The organism is Catenulispora acidiphila DSM 44928 (assembly GCF_000024025.1).
Classification (GTDB): Bacteria; Actinomycetota; Actinomycetes; order Streptomycetales; family Catenulisporaceae; genus Catenulispora; species Catenulispora acidiphila.
Genome location: NC_013131.1, coordinates 6,649,978 through 6,673,304, shown reverse-complemented (window position 1 = coordinate 6,673,304; position 23,327 = coordinate 6,649,978). Strand labels below are relative to the sequence as shown.

Sequence of the window (23,327 nt, the reverse complement as noted above, 5' to 3'; positions counted from 1 at the left end):
CGACTCGCGGCCTCGATAGGCGATCGGCCCACCTCGGTCCGTTTAGGCGCCTGGGCTGGCTTAGGTCACGGCATCGGCATCGGCATCGGCATCGGCATCGGTCGCGTCAGCGTCCGCGTCGCCAGCGCGCCGGGTGTCAGCCTCCTGCGTCAGCGGTGCGAGCATCGCGCCCAGCAGCTCGGCGAGCCGGGCGTCATCGGCCGCGGCCAGCGCACCGGTCCCGACCACCACCCGCATCAGCCACGTCCCCGCGACGAGCGCGAGCCCGAGCTGAGCGCGCACATCCGCCTCGTCCCCGCCGATCAGCCCGGCCAGTCGCGCCCCGGCGTGCGCCTCGACACCTCGCCGCACGATCTCCACCGCCTCCGGATCCGAGGCGCACCGGAGCATCAGCAAAAACGGATCCAACCCCTCGGCGCCAGGCGCGGTGCGCTCGGCGAGCGCACGAGCCATGTCCCGCATCAGCCCTCTGCGCTCGGAGCCGACAACCGTCGCCGGCCCGAAGGAGCGGTCGACCGCCTCGGCGAACAACCCCTGCTTCGACCCGAAGTACCGATTGATCATCATCGCCGTCACGCCCGCGCGCTCAGCGATCTGCCGAACCCCGGCACCGGCGTACCCGTGCGCGGTGAACTCCACCACGGCGGCGGCGAGGATGGCTTCGCGCGTGGCCACGGCATCGCGCTGATGAGCAGTCATGGAGACGAGGATACGGCTTGACGTCTACGGTCGTAGACGTCGAGTGGGCCACATAGAATCGCGCCGCCCGACCGAGCCGGGATGCGGCTGGGTCGGGCGGCGCGGCTGGCGCGGGGTAAGCCCGGTCGGCTTCAGAAAACCTGCCGTGCCTACGGGATGAAGTACATCGGGTTCGGGATCTTGTACGTGTGGTCGGCGTGTCCGCCGGACAGGTCGCTGTACTGGTCGCCGAAGTTTGCCACGATGCGGTAGCCCTGGCTTTCCAGGTAGGCGCGGGTGCCGCTCTTGTACTGGTCCGTTGTGCAGGTGGCGCCGCAGGGGAGGTAGGAGGGCGGGTTGGCGGCGTTCTTCATGAACAGGTTCGCTGATGTCGCCGCGGGGAAGCCGACGGCGGTCAGGTTGGCCTCGGTGTACGTGCGCTGCGATTCGGGGCGGCCGGTGATGTAGAACACCGTGTAGCCCTCGGCGACGGCCTTGGCGGCGAGGGTGTTCATGCCGAAGACGGCGGGCATCGTCTTGGTCGCGATGTAGGTGGCGTTGCTGGCCGGGCTGTAGACGAAGGTCGTCTCCAGCTCGTAGTTGTACGTCGACAGGGAGGTGTCGTCGACGTCCAGGACGATGGCCTTCTTCGCGCCTTTGTCGTGCTTGGACTTGTCGGCCAGGTAGCCCTCGGCCTTGGACTCGATGCCCGCGACCTGGATCGCGTAGTTGCTCTGCGCCGAGGGCCAGTGCTCGCCGGCGGCGTCCTTGGTGTCGCCGTAGTACGCCTCTATGTTCGCCACTTCGGTGGTCATGTTCGTGATCTGCTTGTCGGTCCGCGGCGCGGAGTCCGCCAGAGCCATCGTCCCGCCGGCCACCAGGGCTCCGGCCGAGACCGCCGCGAGGATCACGAGCGTGCGAGACGAGCGCTTCACAGTGCTGATGGGCATGGGGCGAGTGCTCCTTCCGCCGCGCGGGTCCCGGCGCGGTCCGCCGGACGCCGCCGTCGGCGCGTCGTGGTGTCCCCCGAACCTAGGGCCGGGCGGGTCACCGGGCAAGGAGATCGCCGACGGTTCAGACCCTTTCCGCGTGGCGGGTGAACACTTTCAGCGAGTTGTGGCCTTGTCCGTGTTCTGCCGGTGGGGTAACGAGGGGGCGCCGATCACGCCAGGGTGCCAATCACGCTCGGCCGCCGATCACACCCTGTCGCCGTGCCGGTTCTCGGCCAGCCACAGCAGCGCGGCGAGCGCGGTCAGCGCCGCGGCGAACAAGGCGACGCCGGACCACCCGAAATGCGTCAGCATCGCGCCGGTCACCGCGGAGGCGACGGCTCCGCCGGCGAAGACGCCGGTCATGTAGACCGAGTTCATACGGGCTCGGGCTTCGGGGCGCAGGGTGTAGATGTCGCGCAGGCTCAGCACATGGTGGCCCTGGACGGCGAAGTCGAGCAGGACCGCGGAGATGACGAGCACTGCGACGCTGCTCGCGCCGAACGCCGCGAGCAGGAGCGCTGCCACGGCGAGCGTCGTCGCGGCGGCCCGGCCGGCGACGGCGTGGCCGCGGTCGCCGAGGCGGCCGGCGATCGGCGCCGACGCCGCGCCGGCGGCGCCGACGAGGGCGAAGATCGCGACGCCGGTCTGGTTCATCCCGTGGTGGCGGGTGAGTTCGTCGGCGATGGCGGTCCAGTAGGCGGTGAACGCGCCGAACATCAGGGCCTGGCTCAGCGCGCGGCGGCGCAGGATCGGCTCGGTGCGGGCGAGGGTCACCGAGGATGCGACCAGGCTGGCGTAGCTCGCCGTGTGGTCCGGGCGGCGGCGCGGCACCAGGCGCACGACGGCCAGCGCCGTCAGCAGCATCACGCCGGCGGAGATGGCGTAGATGCTGCGCCAGCCCCAGGCGGCGGCGGCCAGGCTGGAGGCCGAGCGGGCGAGCATGATGCCGAGCAGCAGACCGCCGGTGACCTGTCCGACGTACTTGCCGCGGGTCTCCTCGGGAGCCAGGTGCGCGGCCAGCGGCACCAGCACCTGGGCGACCACCGAGGCCAGGCCGACGAAGGCGATCGCGATCAGGAAGACCGCGAAGTCCGGGGCGAGCGCCGCGACGCCCAGCGCGAGCGCGGTGACCACGAGCGTGCCGGAGGCGAGCGAGCGGTTCTCGCGCAGGTCGCCCAGCGGGAGCAGCAGGGCCAGGCCGATCGCGTAGCCGATCTGGGTGAGCGTGACGATCAGCGCCGCGGTGCCGGTGCCGACGCCGAAGCCGCGGCCGATCGGCTCCAGCAGCGGCTGCGCGTAGTAGAGGTTGGCGACGCTGGCTCCGCAGGCGAAGGCCAGCACCAGCATCACCAGCCGCAGGCTGCGCTGCCCGGTGGCCGCGGTCCCGGCCGCGGGAGTGGCGGCGGGCGTGGAGGCGGGGGCGAGGTCCAGCGGGGTGGGCGTCACGGCTGCTCCTGTCCATAAGTAAACGATGCGTTTACCTCGAACCGCCGCCGTGGCGAACCTATTCCCGGATCCCGCCGCCGCTGTGTGTATACGCTTCGAGTACACAACGCAAAGGGGACGACACGCGATGGAGCAGACCGTCCGAGCACCGCGCGACCGGGACGAGCCGGGCCGGCGCAGCCGCGAGCAGCTGCGCGACGCCGTGCTCACCGCCGCCGGCGAGCTGATGCTCGAGGGCGGACTGGCCGCCGCGACCATGGAGGCCATCGCCGCGCGCGCGGCGGTGAGCAAGCGGACGCTCTACAAGTACTGGCCCTCGCGCGGCGCCGTCGCGCTGGAGGGCTTCATGCGCAACGCCGCCTCCTCCTGGTCCCTGCCGGACGACGCCTCGGCGACCGAGCAGCTCACCGCCCTGGTCGTCAGCGCCGCCCGGCTGTTCGACGGCACCCCCGCCGGACCGCTGATGCGCTCGCTGATCGCCGACGCGCAGTCCCAGGACGAGATCGCCACAGCCATCCGCGAGCAGTGGCTGCGCCCGCGCCGCGCCGTCGCCGCCGACCTGATCCGCCGCGGTGTGGCCGAGGGCGAATTCCGCCCCGACATCGACGTCGAGATCACCCTGGACCTGCTGTTCGCGCCGGTCTACTACCGGCTGCTGCTCGGCCACGAGCCGATGGACGAGGACTTCGCCACCGCGACGGTCGAGCACGCGGTCATCGGACTGCGGCGCTAGGCGCGGGCCTCGAGAATTCGGGCTGGATCCGTGATGTGCCGCCGTGATCGCGAAACGGCTGGGATCGCGGGTCCCAGGTCGCTTGCACCATGCGGATGCTAGCGGTCGATCTTGTCCAGCTCGGTGAGGTCGTCGTCGGAGAGCGTGAGCGCGGCGCCGGTGATGTTCTGGCGCAGGTGCGCGACCGAGGAGGTGCCGGGGATCAGCAGGATGTTCGGCGAGCGCCGCAGCAGCCAGGCCAGGGCGACTGCCATCGGGGTCGCCTCCAGCCGGGCGGCCACGGCTGTGAGCGCCGAGGACTGAAGCGGGGTGAAGCCGCCGAGGGGGAAGAAGGGCACGTAGGCGATGCCCGCTTCGGCGAGCTCGTCGATCAGCTCGTCGTCGTGGCGGTGGGCGAGGTTGTACATGTTCTGCACGGACACGATCGGTGCGAGCGTCCGGGCCTCGGCGACCTGCTCGGGGGTCGCGTTGCTCACCCCGAGGTGCCGGATCACGCCTTGCCGCTGGAGCTCCAGGAGGGTCTCGAACGCTTCGGCGAGCGAGCCGGGGACCGGGCCTTGGGCGTCGCCGAGCCGGAGGTTGACGAGGTCGAGGGTGTCGGTGCCGAGGTTCTCCAGGTTCTCCCGGACGGCGCGGCGCAGCTGGTCGGGTCGGCGGGCGGGCGGCCAGCCGCCCTGCTCGTCGCGGGTGGCGCCGACCTTGGTGACGATGTGCAGCGGGTCGGGGTAGGGGTGCAGGGCTTCGCGGATCAGCTGGTTGGTGGTGTGCGGGCCGTAGGCGTCGGCGGTGTCGATGTGGGTGATGCCGAGTTCGACGGCTTCGCGCAGGACGGCCAGGGCGCCGTCGTGGTCGGCGGGCGGGCCCATGACCCCCGGGCCGGCGAGCTGCATGGCGCCGAAGCCGAAGCGGGTGACGGTCATGTCGCCCAGGGTCCAGGTGCCGCCGGGAAGCGAAGCGGGGAGCGTGCTCATGGTGCTGGCTGTGCCTTTCGTGTCGTACCAGGGCTGGTGCCTGGTGGCTTCCCGCACCATCATTGACACGTAGCTCTCTATCGGGAAGTAGGCACTTCGGAGTGCGTAGGGCACCCGGAGGGTTGTGAGGAGGTGGTTGCCATGGCGACGATGACGGCGGCTGAGCACAGGGAGCAGGCCAAGGCGCGCTATGACGCGTTCCTGGCGGCCTGCCCGAGCCGGCAGTTGCTCGACCGGATCTCCAACAAGTGGGTCACGCTGGTCCTGGCCGCGCTCGGTAACGGCAGCCCGCAACAGCTCGGCGCCGACTGCGCCGGCGAACCCCGGGCGATGCGCTACTCGGAACTGGCGCGGCTGCTGGCCGGCGTCAGCCAGAAGATGCTGACCCAAACGCTGCGTTCCCTGGAGCGCGATGGCCTGGTGACCCGCACCGTGACCCCGACCGTGCCGGTCACGGTCTCCTACGAGCTGACCGGTCTCGGCCTGTCGCTCTACGAGACGATGCGCGGCGTCAAGAGCTGGGCCGAGACGCACATGGACGATGTGTTCGCCAACCGCGAGGGCTACGACAACCGGGCTGCCGCATGAGCCGAGGGAGCCCAGGGAGCCCAGGGAGCCGTAAAACCTCTGATGAATGATGGTCTTCTGCCAGAAGTCGATCGTCATGAGGGGCGAAAACCCAGAAAACATCGGGCCTTTCGCTTGACATCGACGGATCGGGGTGGAACTTTCAACGTCGAGGCCTGATAACGTTCACATGCTCTCGCCGCGGAGCGGGCAGGCGGGTCTCGGCACGTCTCACCTTCACCGTTCCGAGTCGAGGAGAACTGATGAAGCTCCTGCGCCGAATCCTGCGCCGGCTGCGCCCGGACAGACCCGGGCGCCGTTCGCCGGCGCGTCTTCTGGCCCTGATGGGCCTGTTGGCGGCTTCGCTGATAGGTCCCGCGACGGCCTCGCACGCGTCCGACTACACCTCTTCCAACCTGCCGGATTGGGCCATCGGTCCGTTCACGCGGCAGGCCCAGCCCACTCCCGCGCCGGTGCTGAGCCCCACCGGTACCGGCTGGGAATCGCAGCATGTGCTGAACCCCGGGGTCGTGTACCGCAATGGCGCGTACCAGATGCTCTACCGTGCCGACGGCGGGGGTCCGGACCAGATCGGGCACGCGACCAGCACCGACGGGCTGCACTTCACCCGGGACGCGGCGAACCCCGTGATCCAGGACAATGTGCTGCCCTACGAGAGCGGCGGGGTCACCGACCCGCGGCTGTACGAGCTCAACGGCACCTACTACAGCTTCGTGGCCGCGTACGACTGGTCGAAGAGCCCGCCGCAGACGATCATGGAGACCACCTCGACGGACCTGGTGCACTGGACGACGGCCGTGCCGATCGTGCACACCAACTACGACCCCGCGGTGGTCACCGACGGCAATGACACGCCGGTGCTGATGAACACGCAGTACGGGCCCAGGTACGTCATGTACTACGGCGACGCCGATCCGGCCAAGGGGCGGTTCGTCGCCTACTCAACCGATATGAAGACCTGGACCAACAACACGCCGTTCGACATGCACTTCCCGGCGAACTACACGCCCTGGGAGATCTGTGTGACGGTGACCGACTACCAGACCGTCGCCGGCGGTCCGGTGAACCACAACATCGTGATGTTCGTGGCCGGGACGCTGATGGCGCACGGACGCTGGTACTACGGCGTCAGCGAGGTCGAGTTCTCCGGCACGAACCTGACCCAGCAGATCGGGCAGCTCACCGAGGCCGTGCTCAGTCCCTCGACGCCGTACGAGATCAACGGCCGCACCCAGAACACGATCTTCATGAACTCGATCCTGTTCCACAACGGCCAGTGGTCCATGTACTACGGCGCCGCGGACACCGTCATCGGCCTGGCGACCGCGCCGCTGCGGCCCAGCGCGCAGAGCCCGTTCAGCACGACCGGTTTCGAGAACGCGAACCGCTACCCCGATTGGGCTGATGCGGTCGACTCCGGTGGCGGCCAGGCCGGAGGCATCAGCAATGTCACCGGCTATCCCGGATACGGGCTGGCCGGACCGGAAGCCAGTATGCGGCAGGAGACCGCGCACGGCGGCTCGTCGGCGCTGATGTACTCCGGAGCGGCCACCGGCGCGGCGAACAACTACGCGTATATGCAACTGTTCGACACCTCGGCGCATCCACCGGCCGTCGACGCGAATACGACGCTGTCGTACTGGATCTATCCGCAGAACTCTGCGAACAGTACGTGTGTGGCGTTGGACGTCGTGTTCAGCGACGGCTCGGCGCTACGGAACCTCGGCGCGACCGATCAGAACGGAAACCGGCTGCATCCGGCCGGCCAGTGCGGACACCTGGCTCTGAACCAATGGAACCTGGTGACCGCGAAGATCGGGACGGCGGCCGCGGGCAAGACGCCGGTGCGCATCGATCTGGGATATGACCAGCCTGGCGGTAACGGTGGCTACCGCGGCTACGTCGATGACATCAGCCTGACCGGCTGAGCTACATCATCCGCAACTGTGCCCGGCGACGTGAACTCGTCGCCGGGCACAGCCGGCGGCGCCACAACAATCCCCTGTGACAGCCACCAGGACATTCTGTTTCCGCACCGCATCAGCTCACTGCCACCATCGATCAAGGAGCTCGGAGCTCGAGCCCTGATAACGGTGGAGGGACATGGCGATGACGGAGCCGAAGCGGGATCTTGAGGGCAAGGTGGCCCTGATCATTGGTGGCAGCCGGAACCAGGGGGCGGCGTTCGCGGAGAACATCGCTGCGCGGGGGGCGACTACGGTCATCACGTATGCCAACGATGATGCGGCTGCGGAGCAGACGTTGGTTTCGTTGGAGAAGCACGGGGTCACCGTGGAGGCGATCCGGTCGGATGCGCGGCGGTCGGGTGATGTGGACGCGCTGTTCGAGGGTGTTGTGGCGCGGCATGGGAAGCTGGACATCGTCGTGCACACGCCGGGTGCGGTGATGAAGAAGCCGTTGGTGGAGTTCACTGACGCGGACTTCGACCACCTGATCGACCTCAACACGCGGTCGGCGTTCAACACGTTGCGCGCTGCGGCGCGGCACATCGCGGACAACGGGCGTTACGTGGTGTTGTCCACGACGCTGACGTCCGTCATGACCGGGCCCTACGGCCTGTATTCGGGGTCGAAGGCGGCGGTGGAGCGGATGGTGTTGGCCGCTGCCAAGGAGCTGGGCGCGCGCGGTATCACGGTGAACGCGGTGGCGCCCGGGCCGATCGACGACGACTTCTACCAGCATGCTGAGACGCCGGAGTCGATGGCGGCGGCGGCGAATCACAGTCCGCGCGGGCGGCTGGGGCTGCCCTCGGATGTGGCGCCGGTGGTCGGTTGGCTGGTCGGCGCTGAGGCGGGGTGGGTGTCGGGGCAGACGGTGCGGGCGAACGGGGCGATGTTCTGAGCGGGCGAGCCGGTTTTCTGAGCGGGGCGATGTTCTGAGCGAGCCGATGTTCTGACCGACCCGCCGTAGATCACGGGCCGGCGGCTATCGTCGGCCCGTGATCGACGACATCAGCCTGCGCCACCTGCGGTCGTTCCTGGTCGTCGCGCAGGAGTCGGGCATCACCCGGGCGGCGGTGCGGCTGCACGTCACCCAGCAGACGCTGTCGCAGCAGATCCAGAACCTGGAGCGCGCGCTCGGCGTCACGCTGCTGGTGCGCACCTCGCGCGGGGTGACGCTGACGGCGGCCGGCGAGCACCTGGCGTGCAGCGGCAGGACCCTGATGGACGACGCCGAATCGCTCTACGCCGGCGTCCGCGCGGCGGCGGCCGGCCGCGTCGGACGCCTGCGCGTGGCGACGGCCTCCCACCCCACGACGCAGCTCGCCATCGAGCTGGCGAACGCGATCGAGGCAGACCATCCCGGCTTCGACGTCGAGATCCACACGGTCCTGCGACCGGTCGAGGCGATGGCCGAACTGCACGCCGGCACCTCCGACGCCGCACTCCTGTGGCTCCCCACCGGCGACCCGGACCTGCGCACCGCGACGTTCCGCAGCGACCCGCGCGCCGTCCTGCTCGCCGAGGGCCACCGCCTGGCCGGCTCGGCGCAGGTGACCCTCGCGGACCTGGCCGACGATCCGGTGGTGATCGTCGACGCCTTCGGCTCCCCGGCCGTGCAGGCCCACCGCATCGCCGACCCGCGCCCCGACGGCCGCCCGGCGGTCCGCGGCCCGGTGGTCGCAACGCTCGAAGACTGCCTGACGCAGATCCGGCGCGGCCACGGCGTGTGGTTCGCACCGATCGCCATGGCCGAGTGGGCGGTGTGCCCGGGCGTCGCGCTCGTCCCGGTCACCGACCTGGAGCCGGCCGACCTCGCTGTGGCCTGGACCGCCGCGGCGCCGCGCGAGTTGGTCGAGCGGCTCGTCGCGGCGGCGCGGGGGATCGTGCGGAGCTGAAGGATTCGGGTCGCGCTCTGGTTGCGGGCGGTGCTCTAGGTGCTCGTGCCCTAGCTGCTCATACTCTCGCCGCTCGGCGTCCCGCCTACGCCTACGGCAGCACCGGCGCGCGCCGGTTGTCGAAGAAGTTCGCCTGCCCGAAGACGCCGACGACGTTGGCCACGCTCGCCGCGGCGTTGCCGGACACGACTCCGGTATCGCCGTTCACGATCACCTCGCTGATGGCTCCGGCCTCGGTCCGCAGATAATCCGCCTCCGACGCCGGGATGCCCGTCTTGTCCGCCAGCAGCAGCGGTCCGTTGTTGGCGCCGAGCAGGGCGCCGCCGGCCAGGGCGTCGGGCCAGTTGAAGCCGGTGGCCAGGCCGACGACGCGGGGTGCTTTGACGCCGGTGAAGAAGGTCTGCGCGACGGCGGCGGCGGTGGCGAACCGGTCGGCGCCGGCGGCGGATTGGACGCGGCCGGCCGGGAACGCGGTCCGCAGGGCCGCGACGCCCTGGTCCCCGACCCCGATCAGCCGCGTGGTCGGGCCGGCGTGGGCGGCGAGGTACGCGGCGGTGGATCCCGGCAGCACCCGGTCGGCGGACAGCACGACGACCGTACCGGGCACGCCCGCGGCGCCGGCGCCGGCGGCGAGGGCGTCGGGGAAGTTGGCGCCGGTGGCGACCAGGATCGTGACGGGGTTCGGGGTGATCGCGGCGGCGATCGCGGCGGCGGTGGCGTACCGGTCCGGCCCGGCGAGCCGCCGTACCTGGAATCCGAGGGCGAGGACCTGCGCCTGCACCTTCGACGACAGCGCGCCGGAGTCGCCGAGCAGGAAGACCGTGCCGCCGGGGCGCAGGCAGCGGGTGATCTCCGCGGCGGTCCGCGCGTCCAGGCTCGCGGTCGGCGTCAGCAGCAGCGGCCCGTTGAGGCTGCCGGCCAGCGCCGAGCCGGCGAGGGCGTCGGCGAAGGTGTCGGAGCGGGAGAGCACGACCGCGTTGGCGACGCGTCCTCCGTTCGTGCCGGTGCCGTTCGCGTTCGGGGTGTCGTAGCCTAAGTGCGAGGCGGCCACGGCCGTGTCGATGCGATCCGCCCCGCCGACCCGGTCGACCGTGGTCTTGCGGATCGTCTGCCAGGCCGGGGCGTTCTCCACGACGCCGTCCGGAGGCTCGGCGCCGACCGGGGACACGGTCAGGGTGCTGGTGTCGACGACCCAGATCTGCCGGTGGTGGCCCGGCACGCTGCCCTCGAAGGCGATGTGGGCTCCGTCGGCGGCCCAGGCCGGGCGAGACGCCTGCACGCCGCTGGTACCGATCAGGCTCTCCTGGCCGGCCCTGGTCTTCACCAGGAGCGCCGATCCCCGGTCGTACGCGAGCCGCGAGCCGTCCGGCGACCACGCGGGCCGGGCGCCGTTCGCGAACGGCGTCGCGCTGCCGGCGCCGGCCGCCAGGACGAAGATGGTGCTCGTTCCGTTGACGTTCCGTTCGAAGGCCAGGTCGCCGTTGACGGCGACGCTCGGCTCGGTGTCGTTGGTCCCGGTCGGGAAGAACACCGCGGCCTCGTCGTGGTCGCCGTCGGCCGAGGCCTTCATGATCTGCGCGGTGCCCGCGCGCCGGGTGAAGAAGACCGACGTGCCGTCGGGCGACCATGTCGGCTCGCTGTCGACCGCGGAGCCGGTCGGGCTGCTGATGCGGACCGGGCGCGAACCGTCGACGCCGGCCACCCAGACCGCCCGGCTGGCGACGTCGCCGAAGGCGACGCGGCTGCCGTCCGGGGAGACCGCCGGCTCGAAGATCTGCGATGTCGCGGACAGCCCGTTTCCGGACGGATGTAGGAGATGGGTGCCGGAGCCGTCCGGATTGGTGATGACCAGGCCCACGGCCGTCCCGGGGACCGTCTGCGTGAAGATGATGGAACCGGACGCGATGTCGGCCGCGCGGGCCGGAGCCCCGCCCTCCGCGGCGGCGATGAGCAACGCCGATGTCGCTGTGAAGGCCAGAGCCCTCGTGTGCCTGTTCATGCTGTTCCCCTCCGGTGCGGTTGTCAGAACTCGTGATCGGTGTGGTGGGCTGCCAGGTCCAGGAGCGCGCGGGTCGTGCGCAGTCGCTCGACCCAGAGCTCGACGACCTGGTCGCTGGACGCCTCGTCCAAGTGGTTCAGCGTTTCCAACGGGATCGTGCTGAGGCCGGAGCGCAGGATGAGCCCGGCCAGGTATCCGCCGCGGATCTGCTCGATCGTGGCGGGGTGCCCTTCGGCGGCCAGTCCCCGCGCGTGGGCGGCGAGGATGACGCGGGAGATCTCCGGGAGCTGATCGGCGGGCTGGATTCCGGCGTGGCAGAGCCCTACCACCAGCTGGCCCAGGTCATGGCCGACCGGCAGCGGGCAGTGCAAGCCGAAGTCGATGAGGACGAACCCGTCGGGTTCCTGGGCGGAGACCAGCAGGTTCTGCGGACTGGCGTCGCCGTGGGCGTAGGTCATCGGCAGGCTGTCGCAGTAGGCCAGCAGCTCCTCGATCCTGCTCGTCCAGGCGCGCAGATCGGCGACGAGCCCCGGGTCCTGGACGGCGGCCAGCGCGGCGGCGACGACCGGGTGCGCCCACAACTCCTCGCTGACGATCGCCGGGACGAACACGTTCCGGACGCGTCCGTAGACCAGGTAGCGCAACGCCGAATTCGGCTCGGCCGGCCGGGTGGCCGCCCCGAGGATCGGAGCGACCTCCCCGAAGCGTCGGCGCGCGGACATCCGGCCCAGCAGGTACGCCGCACGGGCGAACCGGTCGGAGTCCCAGGTGAGGTCGCGCGGCTCGTCGACGTCTTCCAGCCACATCGCGGCGCGGCCGGGACCGAGTTCGTCCACGGCGTGCAACCGCGGCAGGCGCATCCCTGGCGGCAACTGATCGCGCAGCGGACCGGTGTAGGCGGCGATCTCCAGCCGCCACGGAAAGTCCACGAAGTCGGCGCGCAGCTCCTGGGGGAGCACGCCGAACAGCGGCCAGTGCTCGGCGGATCGCAGTTCCTTGACGAACAGGCGCGCTTCGACCCCGGTGCCGTCCGGGGCGGTCAGCTCCAGGCGGGCGCGCACGAGCGCCTCGGTGGCGATGGTGTTCCCGGGGTAGTCCACGGCGCTGTAGGCCACCGACCGCAGGGTCAAGTCGTCGCGGCCGGCGGCGGCCCGGCCGATCGCGGTCAGCCGCGCGGCCTCGGGGGCGGCCCGTCCGATGTGCGCGCCGCCGGTCACGGTGATCCTGGGCTCGGCATTCATAGCTCCACTCCATTCGTCATAGTGTCACTATGATTCATAGAGTGATACCATGCCGACGTGGTTGTCAAGCGGGAAGGCCCGACTCACCGCCAGCGGCAGGCGCTGGCGACGAAGGAGCAGATCGCCGCGGCCGGAAGGAAGCTGTTCGCCGAACGCGGGTACGTCGCGACCACGATCACCGCCATCTCCGAGGCCGCGGACATCCCCGTGCCGACCATCTACTCGGCGTTCGGGAACAAGGCCGCGATCCTGAAGGACATCACGCAGCGGGCCGTCGCGCCCCTGGACGTGAAAGGCCGGTACGAGCAGGTGGTGGCCGACCCGGACCCGGTGAGCGGCCTGCGCCGGGCGGCACAGATGCAGCGCGAGCAGTTCGAGACCATGTACGACGTCATGACCGTCACGATGGAAGCGGTCCGCACCGATCCCGAGATCGCCGAGATGCTGCGCGGGATCATGGCCAGCCGGGAACGGGCCTACCGCGCGCACCTGGAGACCGTCGCCGCGCACCTGGCGCCCGCGATGACCGTCGACGAGGGCGTGGACGTCTACGTCACGCTGGTGCTTCCCGAGATCTACCACAGCCTCGTCGTGGAACGCGGCTGGAGCCCGGACCGCTATGAGACCTGGCTCGGCGACAACCTCATCCGGCAGCTGCTCGGGACGCGGTGAACCGCAGCCTGCGACGTGTCAGGCGTGTCAGGCGCGTCGGGCGCGCCTCGGCGCCGTGCTGCCGCGCACTACCAACTGTGTCGGCAGCGAGACCTCGTTCTGGTGCGGGCGGGTGTGTGCCTCTGCTGATAGGCGGTCCAGGAGGAGGCGGGCGATTGTCGCGCCCTGTTCCACCACCGGCTGCCTGATGGTGGTCAGGTCGAGGAGGTCGGACATTTCGTGGTCGTCGAAGCCGATGACGGAGATGTCGCGGGGGATGCGGAGGCCTGATGTGCGCAGGACGCGCATGGCGCCGAAGGCCATTTCATCGCAGAGGGCGAAGACGGCGGTGGGGTGGTGGGGGCGGCCCAGGAGGTGGCTCATGGCGCGTTCGCCGCCGGTGATGGTGAAATCGCCGGCGGCTTCGAGGGCGGGGTCGTAGCCGATGCCTGATGCGGCCAGGGCGTCCAGGTAGCCGCGGCGGCGGTCGGTGGGGGTGGTGAAGTGCGGGGGGACGTCGGTGCCGCCGGAGATCAGGGCGATGTCGCGGTGGCCGAGGCCGATCAGGTGGCGGACGGCGGTGGCGGCGCCGGCGAGGTCGTCTATGCGGACGCTGGAGAAGGTGTCGGCTGAGGCGCCCACCAGGCCGATCGGCAGGTGCAGGGAGCGCAGTTTGGCGACTTCGGGGTCCTGCAGGGGCACGGAAAGTACCAGGACCGCGTCCACGCGGCGGCGCAGGGGCATCGCCTCGAAGAAGCGGGCGCGGCCTTCGTCGTCGCCGAGGTTGTAGAACAGGAGGTCGTAGCCGGCGGCGCGGAGGACCTGCTCGACTCCTTTGATGACCTGGCCGGAGAACCAGCGGTCGATGGAGGGCACGATGACGCCGACGGTGTGCGTGCGCCCGGTGGCCAGCCGCGACGCGCTGGGGGAGACCACATAGCCCAGTTCGTCGGCGACCGCCTTGATCCGCGCCCGCGTCTCCTCGGTCACCGACGGCAGCCCGCGCAGCGCCCGCGAGACCGTCGCCGTCGAGACCCCCGCGCGCACGGCGACGTCGGTGAGGCTGCTGTCGCCCACAGCGGCTCCGGTCTGATCGATGCGCGGCATCAGGACAGCGCCGTCGGAATCGGCCGTGCTCATCCCTTGACCGACCCGGCGACCAGGCCGCGCACGAAGAACCGCTGCAGGCTGAAGAAGACGATGAGCGGGATCACGATGGAGACGAACGCCCCGGCGGTGAGCAGTTCCCACCGGCTGCCGAACCCGCCGGCCAGCTGCGCCAGCCGCGCGGTGAGCGGCGCGACCTGCGGCGTGCCGCCGGCGAAGGTGAGCGCGACGAGCAGATCGTTCCACACCCACAGGAACTGGAAGATGGCGAAGGAGGCCAGCGCGGGCGCGGCCAGCGGCACCACGATCGAGCGGAAGATCTTGAAGTGGCTGGCGCCGTCCATCACCGCGGCCTCCATCACCTCGCGGGGGAGTTGGGCGATGAAGTTGTGCAGCAGGAAGATCGCCAGCGGCAGCGCGAAGATGGTGTGCGCGACCCAGACCGGGACGTAGGTACCGGCCAGATGCGGGCTCGGGATGATGGCGACGTTCCCGACGTGTACTCCCTGGGAGAACAGGCGGAGCAACGGAATCAGCGCCATCTGCAACGGCACCACCTGGAGGGCGAAGATGCCGAAGAAGATCACGCTGCTGCCCTTGAACCGGATCCAGGCCAGTGCGTAGGCCGCCATCGCGGCGATGACCAGCGGGAACAAGGTCGCCGGGATGGCGATGGCCAGGGAGTTGACCAGGTAGGGCATGAGCCCGCCGGAGACTCCGAAGCCGCCTTCGAACAGCACCGTGTGGTAGTTGGCCAACGTCAAGGACGGATGCGTGAACACGGTCCACCACCCGGAGTCGGCCACCTGCCCCGCCGGTCGCAGGGAGCTGACGAACAACCCGAAGGTCGGGATGGTCCACAGCACCGTCACGACGATGACGGCCAGGCTCGCGAGCGGACCGCTCAACGACCGCCGCACACGCTCACTCATCGCGCCACACGCTCCTTCCGCAGTCGGACGATGTTGTAGCCGACGAGCGGCAGCACGGCCAGGAACAGGATCACCGCGAGCGCGCTGCCCCGCCCGGTGTTGAACTGCACGAAGGACTGGGAGTACATCTCGTTGGCCAGGACCTGCGTGCCGAAGTTGCCGCCGGTCATCGTGCGCACGATGTCGAACACCTTCAGCGTGGTGATCATGATGGTGGTCAGCACCACGATCATGGTGTTCCGGATCATCGGCAGCGTGACGAAGACGAACACCCGCACGCCGCGCGCGCCGTCCAGCTTCGCGGCCTCGACGATGTCCGTGGGCACCGCCTTGATGGCCGCCGACAGCACGACCATGGCGAAGCCGGTCTGCACCCACACCAGGATGACCATCAGCAGGAAGTTGTTCAGCGGATGGGACAGCAGCCAGTTCGGCGGGTTCTTCCAGCCCAGAGTCATGAACACCTGGGACAGCAGACCGATCTGGTGCTCGCCCGGCGCACGGTATTCGTAGACGAACTTCCAGATGATGCTGGCGCCGACGAACGAGACCGCCATCGGCAGGAAGATCAGAGCCTTGTAGAGCGCCTCATGGCGCATCCGGTCGACCAGGACCGCCAGCCCCAGCCCGAGCGCGGTCGCCGCGATCGGCGCGACGACGATCCACACCACTGTGTTGAGCAGGACCTGCCGGATCGCGTCGTTCGTGAACGCCCACACGTAGTTCCGCATCCCGACGGAGCGCGTGCCGTCGGCACCATGCAGGCTGAGATAGATGGTGCGGACGGCCGGGATGAGCAGTCCCACGGTGAGCAGCGCCAATGCCGGGACGAGGAACACCGCCAGAGCCGTCCGGCGGGACCACCGGCCGCGGGCCCGGCCGGCGACGGCGAACAGCGCCGCAAGGACGGCGAGGAATCCGATGACCGCACCGGCGGTGTTCATGGACTTGGTCACGGCGTCGGCGAGCGTGGAGTCGGCAAGCGTCGTGGGTGCAGTGGGCATCGCGGGGCACGGCTCCTTGTCGGCTTGCTGTCTTCAGTGAGGTGCAGCGAGGTGTAGTGAGGTGCGGTCAGCTGCAGTCAGGTGTGGTCAGAGCGAACCGTCACCGCGGCCAGGCGTCATCGATCGCCTTGGCGGTCTGCGCCACCGACTTGCCCTCGCCGAACCACGCGGTCATCGCGGTCCACTCCGCCCCCGAGCCGGCCGCGGCCGGCATCATGTCCGAGGCGTCGAACCGGAACGTGGCCTTCGGATCGGTCAGGTATTTGGCCGACAAGGCGTCGATCGGATCGGTGTAGACCGCGGGGTCGACCCCGGTGTTCGCCGACACCCAGCCCGGCGCCACCTTGATCCGGCTGGTCGCCCAGCCCGGCGTCGACAGGTACTCCTGGACGGCCCGCACCTCCGGCCGGCTGGAGAACGCGGTCACGAACTCCCCGCCGCCCTCCACCGGAGTCGGGACCGAGGCGGAGATGCCCGGCAGGTAGAAGGCGAAGACGTCGCCGTCCGGGCCGACCTTCGTCCCCTTCGGCCACTGCGGCTCGTAAAACGATGCCTGCTGCATCATCAGGCACTGCCCGGTGAGGATCGGCTTGCCGGCGTCCTGGAACGACGTGGACGCGATCGTCTTGGCGTCCCCGTATCCGCCGTTGACCCAGGCGGGGTTCTGCATCCACCCGGCGACGGTGTTCATCGCGTCCTCGATGCGCGGATCGCTGAACGTGATCTGGTGGCTGACCCACTGGTCGTACACGGCGCCGCCGTACTTGCGCAGCACGACCTCCTCCAGCCAGTCGGTGGCCGGCCAGCCCGTCGCCGTCCCCGACCCGATCCCGGCGCACCACGGCTTCTTGCCCGACGCCGCGACCTGGTTCGACAGCGCCACCATCGCCTCCCAGGTGGTCGGTATTTGGTAGCCGGCCGCGGCGAACGCCTTGGGCGAATACCAGACGAGCGACTTCATGTTCGCCGACATCGGTGCGGCGTAGAACGTCCCGTCGACGGTCCCGTAGGTCTTCCAGGACTTGTTCCAGTACTTGTCGACGTTCGCCTGCGTCCCCGCCGAGGGCTTGGCCACCTGCCCGCTCGCCACCATCTGCGCCAGCAGCCCCGGCTGGGGGATCACCGCGAGGTCGGGGGCGTTGCCGCCGCTGACCCGCACCGGCAGCTGCGACTCGAAGTCGTTCGATCCCTCGTACTGGATCGTGATCCCCGTGCAGTCCTCGAACTGCTTCCAGGACTGCTGCAGCGAGTCCGACTCCGGCGAGATGATCGAGGCGAACATCGTCACCTTCTTGCCCGCGTGCCCGGCGTACGCCTGGTACTGCGCGCAGTCGCCGGTCAGCGTCGCAGCCGCCGCCCCGGTCTGGCCGGAGTCGTCGGAACCGCCGGGCCCGCCGGATCCGTTCGAGCACGCGGTCATGAGGGTGGTGGCGGCGACCGCCGCCGCGAGCAGGCAAGCTGATCGAAACACGTGGTCGCCTTCCATGTCGCCGGTGTCGTACGCGTGCTGGTGAACCGCGACGCAGTGACGGCAATGCAAGCGCTTGCATCGGAGATTGTCCAGTGCTTCATAGATATTGCGCTGGTAACAATTCAATGAAGGGGATCAGTGAGCCGTCGAGTCGAGTGTTCGAGCGCCGGTCATGATGGCCACGGCGTCCTCCATCGAGTGCGTCGCCGGCGTGATGACGCCCGCGGACGCGCCGAGCCGCTGGATGTGGATCCGGTCGGCGACCTCGAAGACGTTGGGCATGTTGTGGCTGATCAGGATGACGCCCAGCCCTTGGTCGCGCAGGTCCCGGACGAGTTTGAGCACCTGCCCGGTCTCGCGCACCCCGAGTGCGGCGGTCGGCTCGTCGAGGATGACGACCTTGCCGCCGAACGCCCCCGCGCGGGCGACCGCCACGGCTTGGCGCTGGCCGCCGGACAGGGTCTCCACCGCCTGGTTGATGTTCTGCAGGGTGCTGATACCCAGGCGCTTGACGTGGTCGGCGGCCTGCCGCTTCATCTCCCCGGTGTCGAGCATCCGCAGGATCGAGCCCAGCGGTCCCTTGCGGCGGATCTCCCGCGCGAGGAAGAGATTGCTGGCGATGTCCAGCGCCGGGGCGACGGCGAGGGTCTGGTACACCGTCTCGATGCCGGCGTCGCGCGCGTCCTGCGGCCGCTTGAACTGGACCTCGGCGCCGTCGACGAGGATGCTGCCCTCGTCCGGGACCAAGGCTCCGGACAGGCATTTGATCAGGGTGGACTTGCCGGCGCCGTTGTCGCCGATGACCGCCAGGACCTCGCCGGCGTGCAGGGTCAGGTCGACCGAATCCAGGCCGACGACCCGTCCGAAGACTTTGACCAGGCCTTTGGCCTGGAGCACAGGGGTGGTCATGCTTTCACGCTCCGGATCCACTGGTCGACGGACACAGCGGCGATCACCAGGACGCCGACTGCGAGGACTTGGTAGTTCGGGTCGAATCCGGCCAGCGCCAGACCGTTGTCGAAGACCTGGACGATGAACGCGCCGATCAGCGAGCCCAGGACGACCCCGCGTCCGCCGAACAGGCTCGTGCCGCCGATGACGACCGCGGTGATGGACTCCAGGTTGGCGTTCAAACCGCTGTTGGGATCGCCGCCGCCGACCCGGCCGACCAGGATCCACGCGGCCACCGCGATCGCGATGCCGGCGACCATGTAGGCGCTGAGCAGCACCCGGTTCACCGAGATGCCCGCCAGGCGCGCGGCTTCCGGATCGCCGCCGGTGGCGTACAGATGCCGTCCCCAACTGGTGTAGCGCAGCGCGAAGGAGATCACCGCGTACAGCACGGCCATCATCAGGACGCCGGTGGTCAGGTGCAGCGACCCGATGGAGACCGGCTTCGCGCTCCAGAGCAGGAAGGCGTCCGGGTGCAGGGCGATCGTCTGGCCCTTGGCGTAGATCAGCGTCGCCGCGGTGAAGATGCTCAGCGTGCCGAGGGTCACGATGAACGGCGGAAGCTTGATCTTGGTCACCAGCAGACCGTTGACAGCCTGCGCCGCGACGGCGACACAGGCGCCGACGAGCAGCGCCACCACGCCGGGCACGCCTTGGTCGGAGACCAGCTTCGCCATGACCAGCGAGGAGAGCACCATCACCGCGCCGACCGACAGGTCGATGCCGGCGGTGAGGATGATCAGGGTCTGACCGGCGGCGAGCGACCCGACGACCGCGACCTGCTGGGCGACGAGGGAGAGATTCTCCAGCCGGTAGAAGCGGTCGTTGAGCAACGCGAACGTGACGCCGGCCAAGAGCAGGACGATGGCCGGGCTCAGCGCCGGCTGGCGGTGCAGGACGGCGTGCACGCGCTGGCCCGGCGTGGGCGGCCGGTTGAGCAGGCCTTCCGCCGAGGCCGCGGCGGTGCGGTGTTCCGCGTGGATGGACACGGGGGTCCCTTCGTGATCTGTGTCTGTGGTCTGCATCTGTGATCTGGATCTGTATCTGTGGTCTGTGATCTGTATTTGTGATCTGTGATCTGTATCCGTGATGCGCGAGCCGTGATGCCGCGAGCCGTGATCCGAGGCCGCAGGGCTGTGGGGGCGCGGCGGCGATGTGCTGCTCGCCGGCGCGCCCCGTCGTGGCTGTGCCGTGCGCCGGATCAGCTGCCCCAGCACGCCGCCGCGGCGTCGGTCGGCGACTGGACGGTGACGCCGGTCTGCGCGGCGGTGGCGACCAGGGCGGTGCCGGTGTCGAAGAACGTCTTGCCGGCGGTGACGGTCGGCTTGGCGCCGCCGCGGGCCAGCTTGGCGATCGAGTCGACGCCCAAGCCGGCCATCTTGCCGGGGTACTGCACGGCGTCGGAGGCGAACTCGCCGCTGGTGACCAGCTTCAGACCGGAGCAGCTGCCGTCGATGGCGAAGATCTTGACCTGGCCGGTCTTGCCCGCGGCCTTCAGCGCGTTGTACGCACCCTCACCGGCCGGTTCGTTGATCGCGTAGACGACGTTGATGTTCGGGTTGGCGGACAGGCAGTTCTCCATCGCGGTGCGCCCGCCGTCGATCGCGCCTTGCGTGGGCTGGTGGCAGGCGATGGTGTACGTGCCGCCGGAGTAAGAGCCCGACTTCGCCTCCTGCCCGTTCTGCGTGGTGCTTCCCGGGGTGATGCCCATGCCTTCCAGGAAGCCGTGGTCGCGCTGGATGTCCACGGAGACGACCTGGTTGTTGAACAGGTCGAGCATGGCGATGACCGCCGGCTTGCCAGCCAGGGCCGCCGCGGCGTACTGGCCGTCGAGCTTGCCGGCCTGCTCGTTGTCGGTGGCGTAGGTGATGTCGGCGACGCTCGGCGGGTTCGGCGCCGTGTCCAGCGCGATCACGAACAGCCCGGCGGCCTTGGCCTGGTTCAGCGCCGCGTTGACCGCGTCGCCGTTCGTGGTGATCAGGATGCCCTTGTCGCCGCGGGAGATCGCGGTGTCGATGGCGCTGATCTGGGTCTGGGTGTCGCCGTCCTTGGTGCCGGCGGCGACCGTGAGGTGCACGTTGTCCTTCGCCGCAGCGGTCTTGGCGTCGTTCTCCATGCTGACGAAGTACGGGTTGGTGAGGGTCTTGAGGATCAACGACACCCCGACCGACGACCCGGTGCCCGCGGCGGACCCGCCGGCGGCCGACTTCGACGAACTGCACGCGGCGAGCGAGGCGGTGACGCACACGGCCAGGACAGCCGCGCCGGCCCGAGTGCGCCGCGTCCGGCTCCGGGTGCTGCGGCTGCTCCGGCTTATGAGTGCGCGGTTCGGTGAGTTGTTCACGGCGAAACCCTTCTGAGGGGGGAGTCACGGATCGGTTCAGCGAGCGGTGAGACGGTCGAGACACCGGTGTCTCAACACGACGGAATCCTGCCTGAATCGGCGAGACACCGGTGTCTCGACGTGATACTTCACGGCGTGCGAGAATACGTCAAGGGAAGGACGCGGCACGTCAGCAACGAATCAGTAACGCACCGTTCATTGGAGACATCGATGCCTCTCGGCGAGCCAGGGCAGCCGGCGACCCGCCCCACCATGCGCGACGTGGCCGCGCTGGCCGGGGTGGCACTCAAGACCGTCTCCCGCGTCATCAACGGGGTCAGCACCGTCGACCCCGAGATGGCCGCCCGGGTCCGGGCCGCCGCCGACAAGCTGGGCTACCGGCCGAACCTGACCGCCAACCACCTGCGCCAGGGGCGGACGGCGACCATCGGCATGCTGGTGGAAGACGCCGCCAACCCTTTCTCCGCGGTCCTGCTGCGCACCGTTGAGGACGCAGCGCGCGCCCGCGGAATCCTGGCGCTGTTCGGCAGCCTGGACGAGGACTCGACCCGCGAGCGGAACCTGGCCACGGCGCTGATCGACCGGCGCGTGGACGGCCTGGTCATCGTGCCCGCCAGCCGCGATCACAGCTATCTGCTCAAGGAACGCCAAGCCGGGACGCACCTGGTCTTCGTCGACCGCGAGCCGAAGCTGCTGGACGCCGACGCCGTCGTGGCGGACAACCGTCAGGGCGCGATCACCGCGACCGAGCACCTGCTCGCCGGCGGCCACCGGCGGATCGCCTACCTCGGCGACCGGCTGTCCATCCCCACCGCCGTCCAGCGTTTCGACGGTTACCGGCACGCGCTGGAGTTCGCCCGGATCGCCGTGGACGACCAGATCGTCTGGCACGAGGCGAGCACCGTGGAGGCGGCCATCGAGGCCACCGAACACATGCTCCGCCTGCCGGATCCGCCGACCGCGCTGTTCACCGGGCAGAACCTGATCACCATCGGCGCCAGCCGCGCGCTGCGCGCACTCGACCTCCAGGATTCGGTCGCCATGGTCGGCTTCGACGACTTCCCGCTGGCCGACATGCTCCGCCCCGGCGTCTCGGTGATCGCGCAGGACGTCGAGGCCATCGGCGCGCTCGCCGCCGAGATCCTCTTCCGGCGGCTGGACGGCGACGATTCGCCGACCAGTACGCGGGTCGTTCCGACGCGGCTGATCGCGCGCGGCTCCGGGGAGATCACGCTGGAAGCGGCTGCTCGTGGCTGACGGCATCAGCGGCCTCGGTGGAGGCGGCGGACTCGACGGACGCGGCGGCATCAGCGACATCGACGGACCCGACGGACCCTCCGACAGCGACAAGGACCAGCCCGTGCTGACCGTGATCGGCGAAGCCCTCATCGACCTCGTCCCGGCCGGCGAGCCCGGCGGCTACCGGGCCCGGCCCGGCGGCAGCCCGCTCAACGTCGCGATCGGCCTGGCGCGTCTGGGCCATCGCACGGCACTGATGGCCCGTTTGGCGGACAACGCCTTCGGCCGCCTGCTGCGCGAACACGCCGCGTCGGAAGGCATCGACCTCACCTGCGCGCCGTGGGCGACCGAGCCCACCACCCTGGCGATCGTCTCCCTGGACAGCGACGCCCAAGCCAGCTACGACTTCTACCTGGACGGCACCGCCGACTGGCAGTGGACTGACGCGCAGACCGCCGCCCTCCCCGAGGACACCACGATCTTGCACCACGGCTCGCTGGCGTCCTGGACTCCGCCGGGCGACGAACGCATCCACGCGTTGGCGTCCGAGCTGCACCGGCATGGCAGTGTGCTGATCAGCTACGACCCGAACATCCGCCCCGCCCTCCTCGGCAAGCCGTCCCACGCTCGTCCGCTGATCGAGCGGAACGTCGGCGTCTCCCACATCGTCAAGGCCAGCCGCGACGACATCGACTGGCTCTACCCCGGACACGGACCGGAGCACGTCGGCGCAGCCTGGATCGACCTCGGCGCGCAGCTGGTCATCGTCACCGACGGACCTCGCGGCGCGCACGTGTTCCGCTCCGCCGCCGCGCCGGCGCATCGCCCGGGACGCGCCGTGCAAGTCGCGGACACCGTCGGAGCCGGCGACGCGTTCACCGCGGGATTGCTCGGCGCGCTGGTGAGAAACGGCGTACAGACTCCCGATCAGCTCCGCCAGGCAACGCCTCAGCTTCTGGACAACGCCGTCGACGACGCCATCCTGGTCTCCGCACTCACCTGCGAACGCGTCGGCGCCGATCCGCCGATGGCGCTGCCGCGGCCGCACACGCCACCGAGCACACCGCTGTCAGCGGCGGATCTGGGATTCAGGGACGTGTAGCTTCGGCGTTCCCCTGGAT

General features: G+C 69.8%; 22 protein-coding genes. 9 read left to right on the top strand and 13 right to left on the bottom strand.

Annotated features, from left to right (window positions below; translation table 11 throughout):
* Positions 1–60: 60 nt before the first annotated feature.
* The 3 genes from CACI_RS28600 to CACI_RS28590 all read right to left on the bottom strand — a co-directional run bounded on the left by CACI_RS28600 (position 61) and on the right by CACI_RS28590 (position 3,116).
* Positions 61–699: a TetR/AcrR family transcriptional regulator gene (locus CACI_RS28600; RefSeq protein ID WP_015794360.1), complete on the bottom strand. Its 639-nt coding sequence runs from the start codon at positions 697–699 to the stop codon at positions 61–63.
* Positions 700–848: 149 nt separating this feature from the next.
* Positions 849–1,628: an HAD family acid phosphatase gene (locus CACI_RS28595; protein WP_015794359.1), complete on the bottom strand. Its 780-nt coding sequence runs from the start codon at positions 1,626–1,628 to the stop codon at positions 849–851.
* Positions 1,629–1,874: 246 nt separating this feature from the next.
* Entirely contained in the window at positions 1,875–3,116 is a 1,242-nt protein-coding gene (locus CACI_RS28590) for an MFS transporter (protein WP_015794358.1), read from the bottom strand.
* A 127-nt stretch (positions 3,117–3,243) separates the two neighbouring features.
* On the opposite strand from CACI_RS28590, the gene CACI_RS50325 reads away from it, so the two are divergent.
* A complete protein-coding gene (locus CACI_RS50325; RefSeq protein ID WP_015794357.1) occupies positions 3,244–3,849 on the top strand; it encodes a TetR-like C-terminal domain-containing protein in 606 nt (201 codons plus the stop codon).
* Positions 3,850–3,947: 98 nt separating this feature from the next.
* Here the strand turns inward: CACI_RS50325 and CACI_RS28580 are convergent, their stop codons facing one another.
* Complete coding sequence (locus tag CACI_RS28580; RefSeq protein WP_041542595.1) at positions 3,948–4,820, bottom strand: aldo/keto reductase family oxidoreductase; 873 nt, start codon at positions 4,818–4,820, stop codon at positions 3,948–3,950.
* Positions 4,821–4,961: 141 nt separating this feature from the next.
* Between CACI_RS28580 and CACI_RS28575 the strand changes: the two genes are divergently transcribed.
* The 4 genes from CACI_RS28575 (at position 4,962) to CACI_RS28560 (ending at position 9,267) form a co-directional block, all read left to right on the top strand.
* Positions 4,962–5,408, top strand: a complete 447-nt coding sequence (locus CACI_RS28575) for a winged helix-turn-helix transcriptional regulator (protein ID WP_015794355.1) — start codon at positions 4,962–4,964, stop codon at positions 5,406–5,408.
* 242 nt (positions 5,409–5,650) lie between these two features.
* On the top strand, positions 5,651–7,336 hold the full coding sequence (locus CACI_RS28570) for a glycoside hydrolase family 130 protein (protein WP_015794354.1): 1,686 nt from the start codon (positions 5,651–5,653) through the stop codon (positions 7,334–7,336).
* 181 nt (positions 7,337–7,517) lie between these two features.
* On the top strand, positions 7,518–8,270 hold the full coding sequence (locus CACI_RS28565) for an SDR family oxidoreductase (protein ID WP_015794353.1): 753 nt from the start codon (positions 7,518–7,520) through the stop codon (positions 8,268–8,270).
* Positions 8,271–8,367: 97 nt separating this feature from the next.
* The gene (locus tag CACI_RS28560; RefSeq protein WP_015794352.1) at positions 8,368–9,267 is read left to right on the top strand and encodes a LysR family transcriptional regulator; all 900 of its coding nucleotides are present in this window, start codon (positions 8,368–8,370) and stop codon (positions 9,265–9,267) included.
* Between the two features lie 91 nt (positions 9,268–9,358).
* On the opposite strand, the gene CACI_RS28555 is transcribed toward CACI_RS28560, so the two are convergent.
* Both CACI_RS28555 and CACI_RS28550 read right to left on the bottom strand, forming a co-directional pair.
* Positions 9,359–11,266, bottom strand: coding sequence for a cell wall-binding repeat-containing protein (locus tag CACI_RS28555; RefSeq protein ID WP_015794351.1), 1,908 nt, complete (start codon positions 11,264–11,266; stop codon positions 9,359–9,361).
* Between the two features lie 23 nt (positions 11,267–11,289).
* Positions 11,290–12,507 (bottom strand): phosphotransferase, encoded by a 1,218-nt coding sequence (locus tag CACI_RS28550; RefSeq protein ID WP_015794350.1) that lies wholly within the window; start codon positions 12,505–12,507, stop codon positions 11,290–11,292.
* Positions 12,508–12,564: 57 nt separating this feature from the next.
* Between CACI_RS28550 and CACI_RS28545 the strand changes: the two genes are divergently transcribed.
* On the top strand, positions 12,565–13,179 hold the full coding sequence (locus CACI_RS28545) for a TetR/AcrR family transcriptional regulator (protein ID WP_015794349.1): 615 nt from the start codon (positions 12,565–12,567) through the stop codon (positions 13,177–13,179).
* Positions 13,180–13,206: 27 nt separating this feature from the next.
* Here CACI_RS28545 and CACI_RS28540 read toward each other — a convergent pair whose 3' ends face one another.
* From CACI_RS28540 to CACI_RS28510, 7 genes are all read right to left on the bottom strand, one after another.
* On the bottom strand, positions 13,207–14,298 hold the full coding sequence (locus tag CACI_RS28540; RefSeq protein WP_015794348.1) for a LacI family DNA-binding transcriptional regulator: 1,092 nt from the start codon (positions 14,296–14,298) through the stop codon (positions 13,207–13,209).
* A complete protein-coding gene (locus CACI_RS28535; RefSeq protein WP_015794347.1) occupies positions 14,295–15,197 on the bottom strand; it encodes a carbohydrate ABC transporter permease in 903 nt (300 codons plus the stop codon). The genes CACI_RS28540 and CACI_RS28535 overlap by 4 nt, the downstream gene beginning before the upstream one ends.
* On the bottom strand, positions 15,194–16,201 hold the full coding sequence (locus CACI_RS28530; RefSeq protein WP_015794346.1) for a carbohydrate ABC transporter permease: 1,008 nt from the start codon (positions 16,199–16,201) through the stop codon (positions 15,194–15,196). Before CACI_RS28530 ends, CACI_RS28535 begins: the two co-directional genes overlap by 4 nt.
* Before the next feature lie 100 nt (positions 16,202–16,301).
* Positions 16,302–17,798, bottom strand: coding sequence for an ABC transporter substrate-binding protein (locus tag CACI_RS28525; RefSeq protein WP_015794345.1), 1,497 nt, complete (start codon positions 17,796–17,798; stop codon positions 16,302–16,304).
* A gap of 9 nt (positions 17,799–17,807) precedes the next feature.
* Entirely contained in the window at positions 17,808–18,581 is a 774-nt protein-coding gene (locus CACI_RS28520; protein ID WP_015794344.1) for an ATP-binding cassette domain-containing protein, read from the bottom strand.
* Positions 18,578–19,648, bottom strand: coding sequence for an ABC transporter permease (locus CACI_RS28515; RefSeq protein WP_015794343.1), 1,071 nt, complete (start codon positions 19,646–19,648; stop codon positions 18,578–18,580). Before CACI_RS28515 ends, CACI_RS28520 begins: the two co-directional genes overlap by 4 nt.
* Positions 19,649–19,824: 176 nt before the next feature.
* Positions 19,825–20,778: a substrate-binding domain-containing protein gene (locus CACI_RS28510; RefSeq protein WP_263053446.1), complete on the bottom strand. Its 954-nt coding sequence runs from the start codon at positions 20,776–20,778 to the stop codon at positions 19,825–19,827.
* On the opposite strand from CACI_RS28510, the gene CACI_RS52875 reads away from it, so the two are divergent.
* The 3 genes from CACI_RS52875 (at position 20,768) to CACI_RS28500 (ending at position 23,308) form a co-directional block, all read left to right on the top strand.
* The gene (locus CACI_RS52875; protein WP_223297268.1) at positions 20,768–20,983 is read left to right on the top strand and encodes a hypothetical protein; all 216 of its coding nucleotides are present in this window, start codon (positions 20,768–20,770) and stop codon (positions 20,981–20,983) included. The genes CACI_RS28510 and CACI_RS52875 overlap by 11 nt on opposite strands.
* A 194-nt stretch (positions 20,984–21,177) precedes the next feature.
* Positions 21,178–22,224, top strand: coding sequence for a LacI family DNA-binding transcriptional regulator (locus CACI_RS28505; RefSeq protein ID WP_015794341.1), 1,047 nt, complete (start codon positions 21,178–21,180; stop codon positions 22,222–22,224).
* Positions 22,217–23,308 carry a carbohydrate kinase family protein gene (locus tag CACI_RS28500; RefSeq protein ID WP_223297267.1) on the top strand — a complete coding sequence of 364 codons (1,092 nt, stop codon included), beginning with the start codon at positions 22,217–22,219 and terminating at the stop codon, positions 23,306–23,308. The genes CACI_RS28505 and CACI_RS28500 overlap by 8 nt, the downstream gene beginning before the upstream one ends.
* The last annotated feature ends 19 nt before the right edge of the window (positions 23,309–23,327 follow it).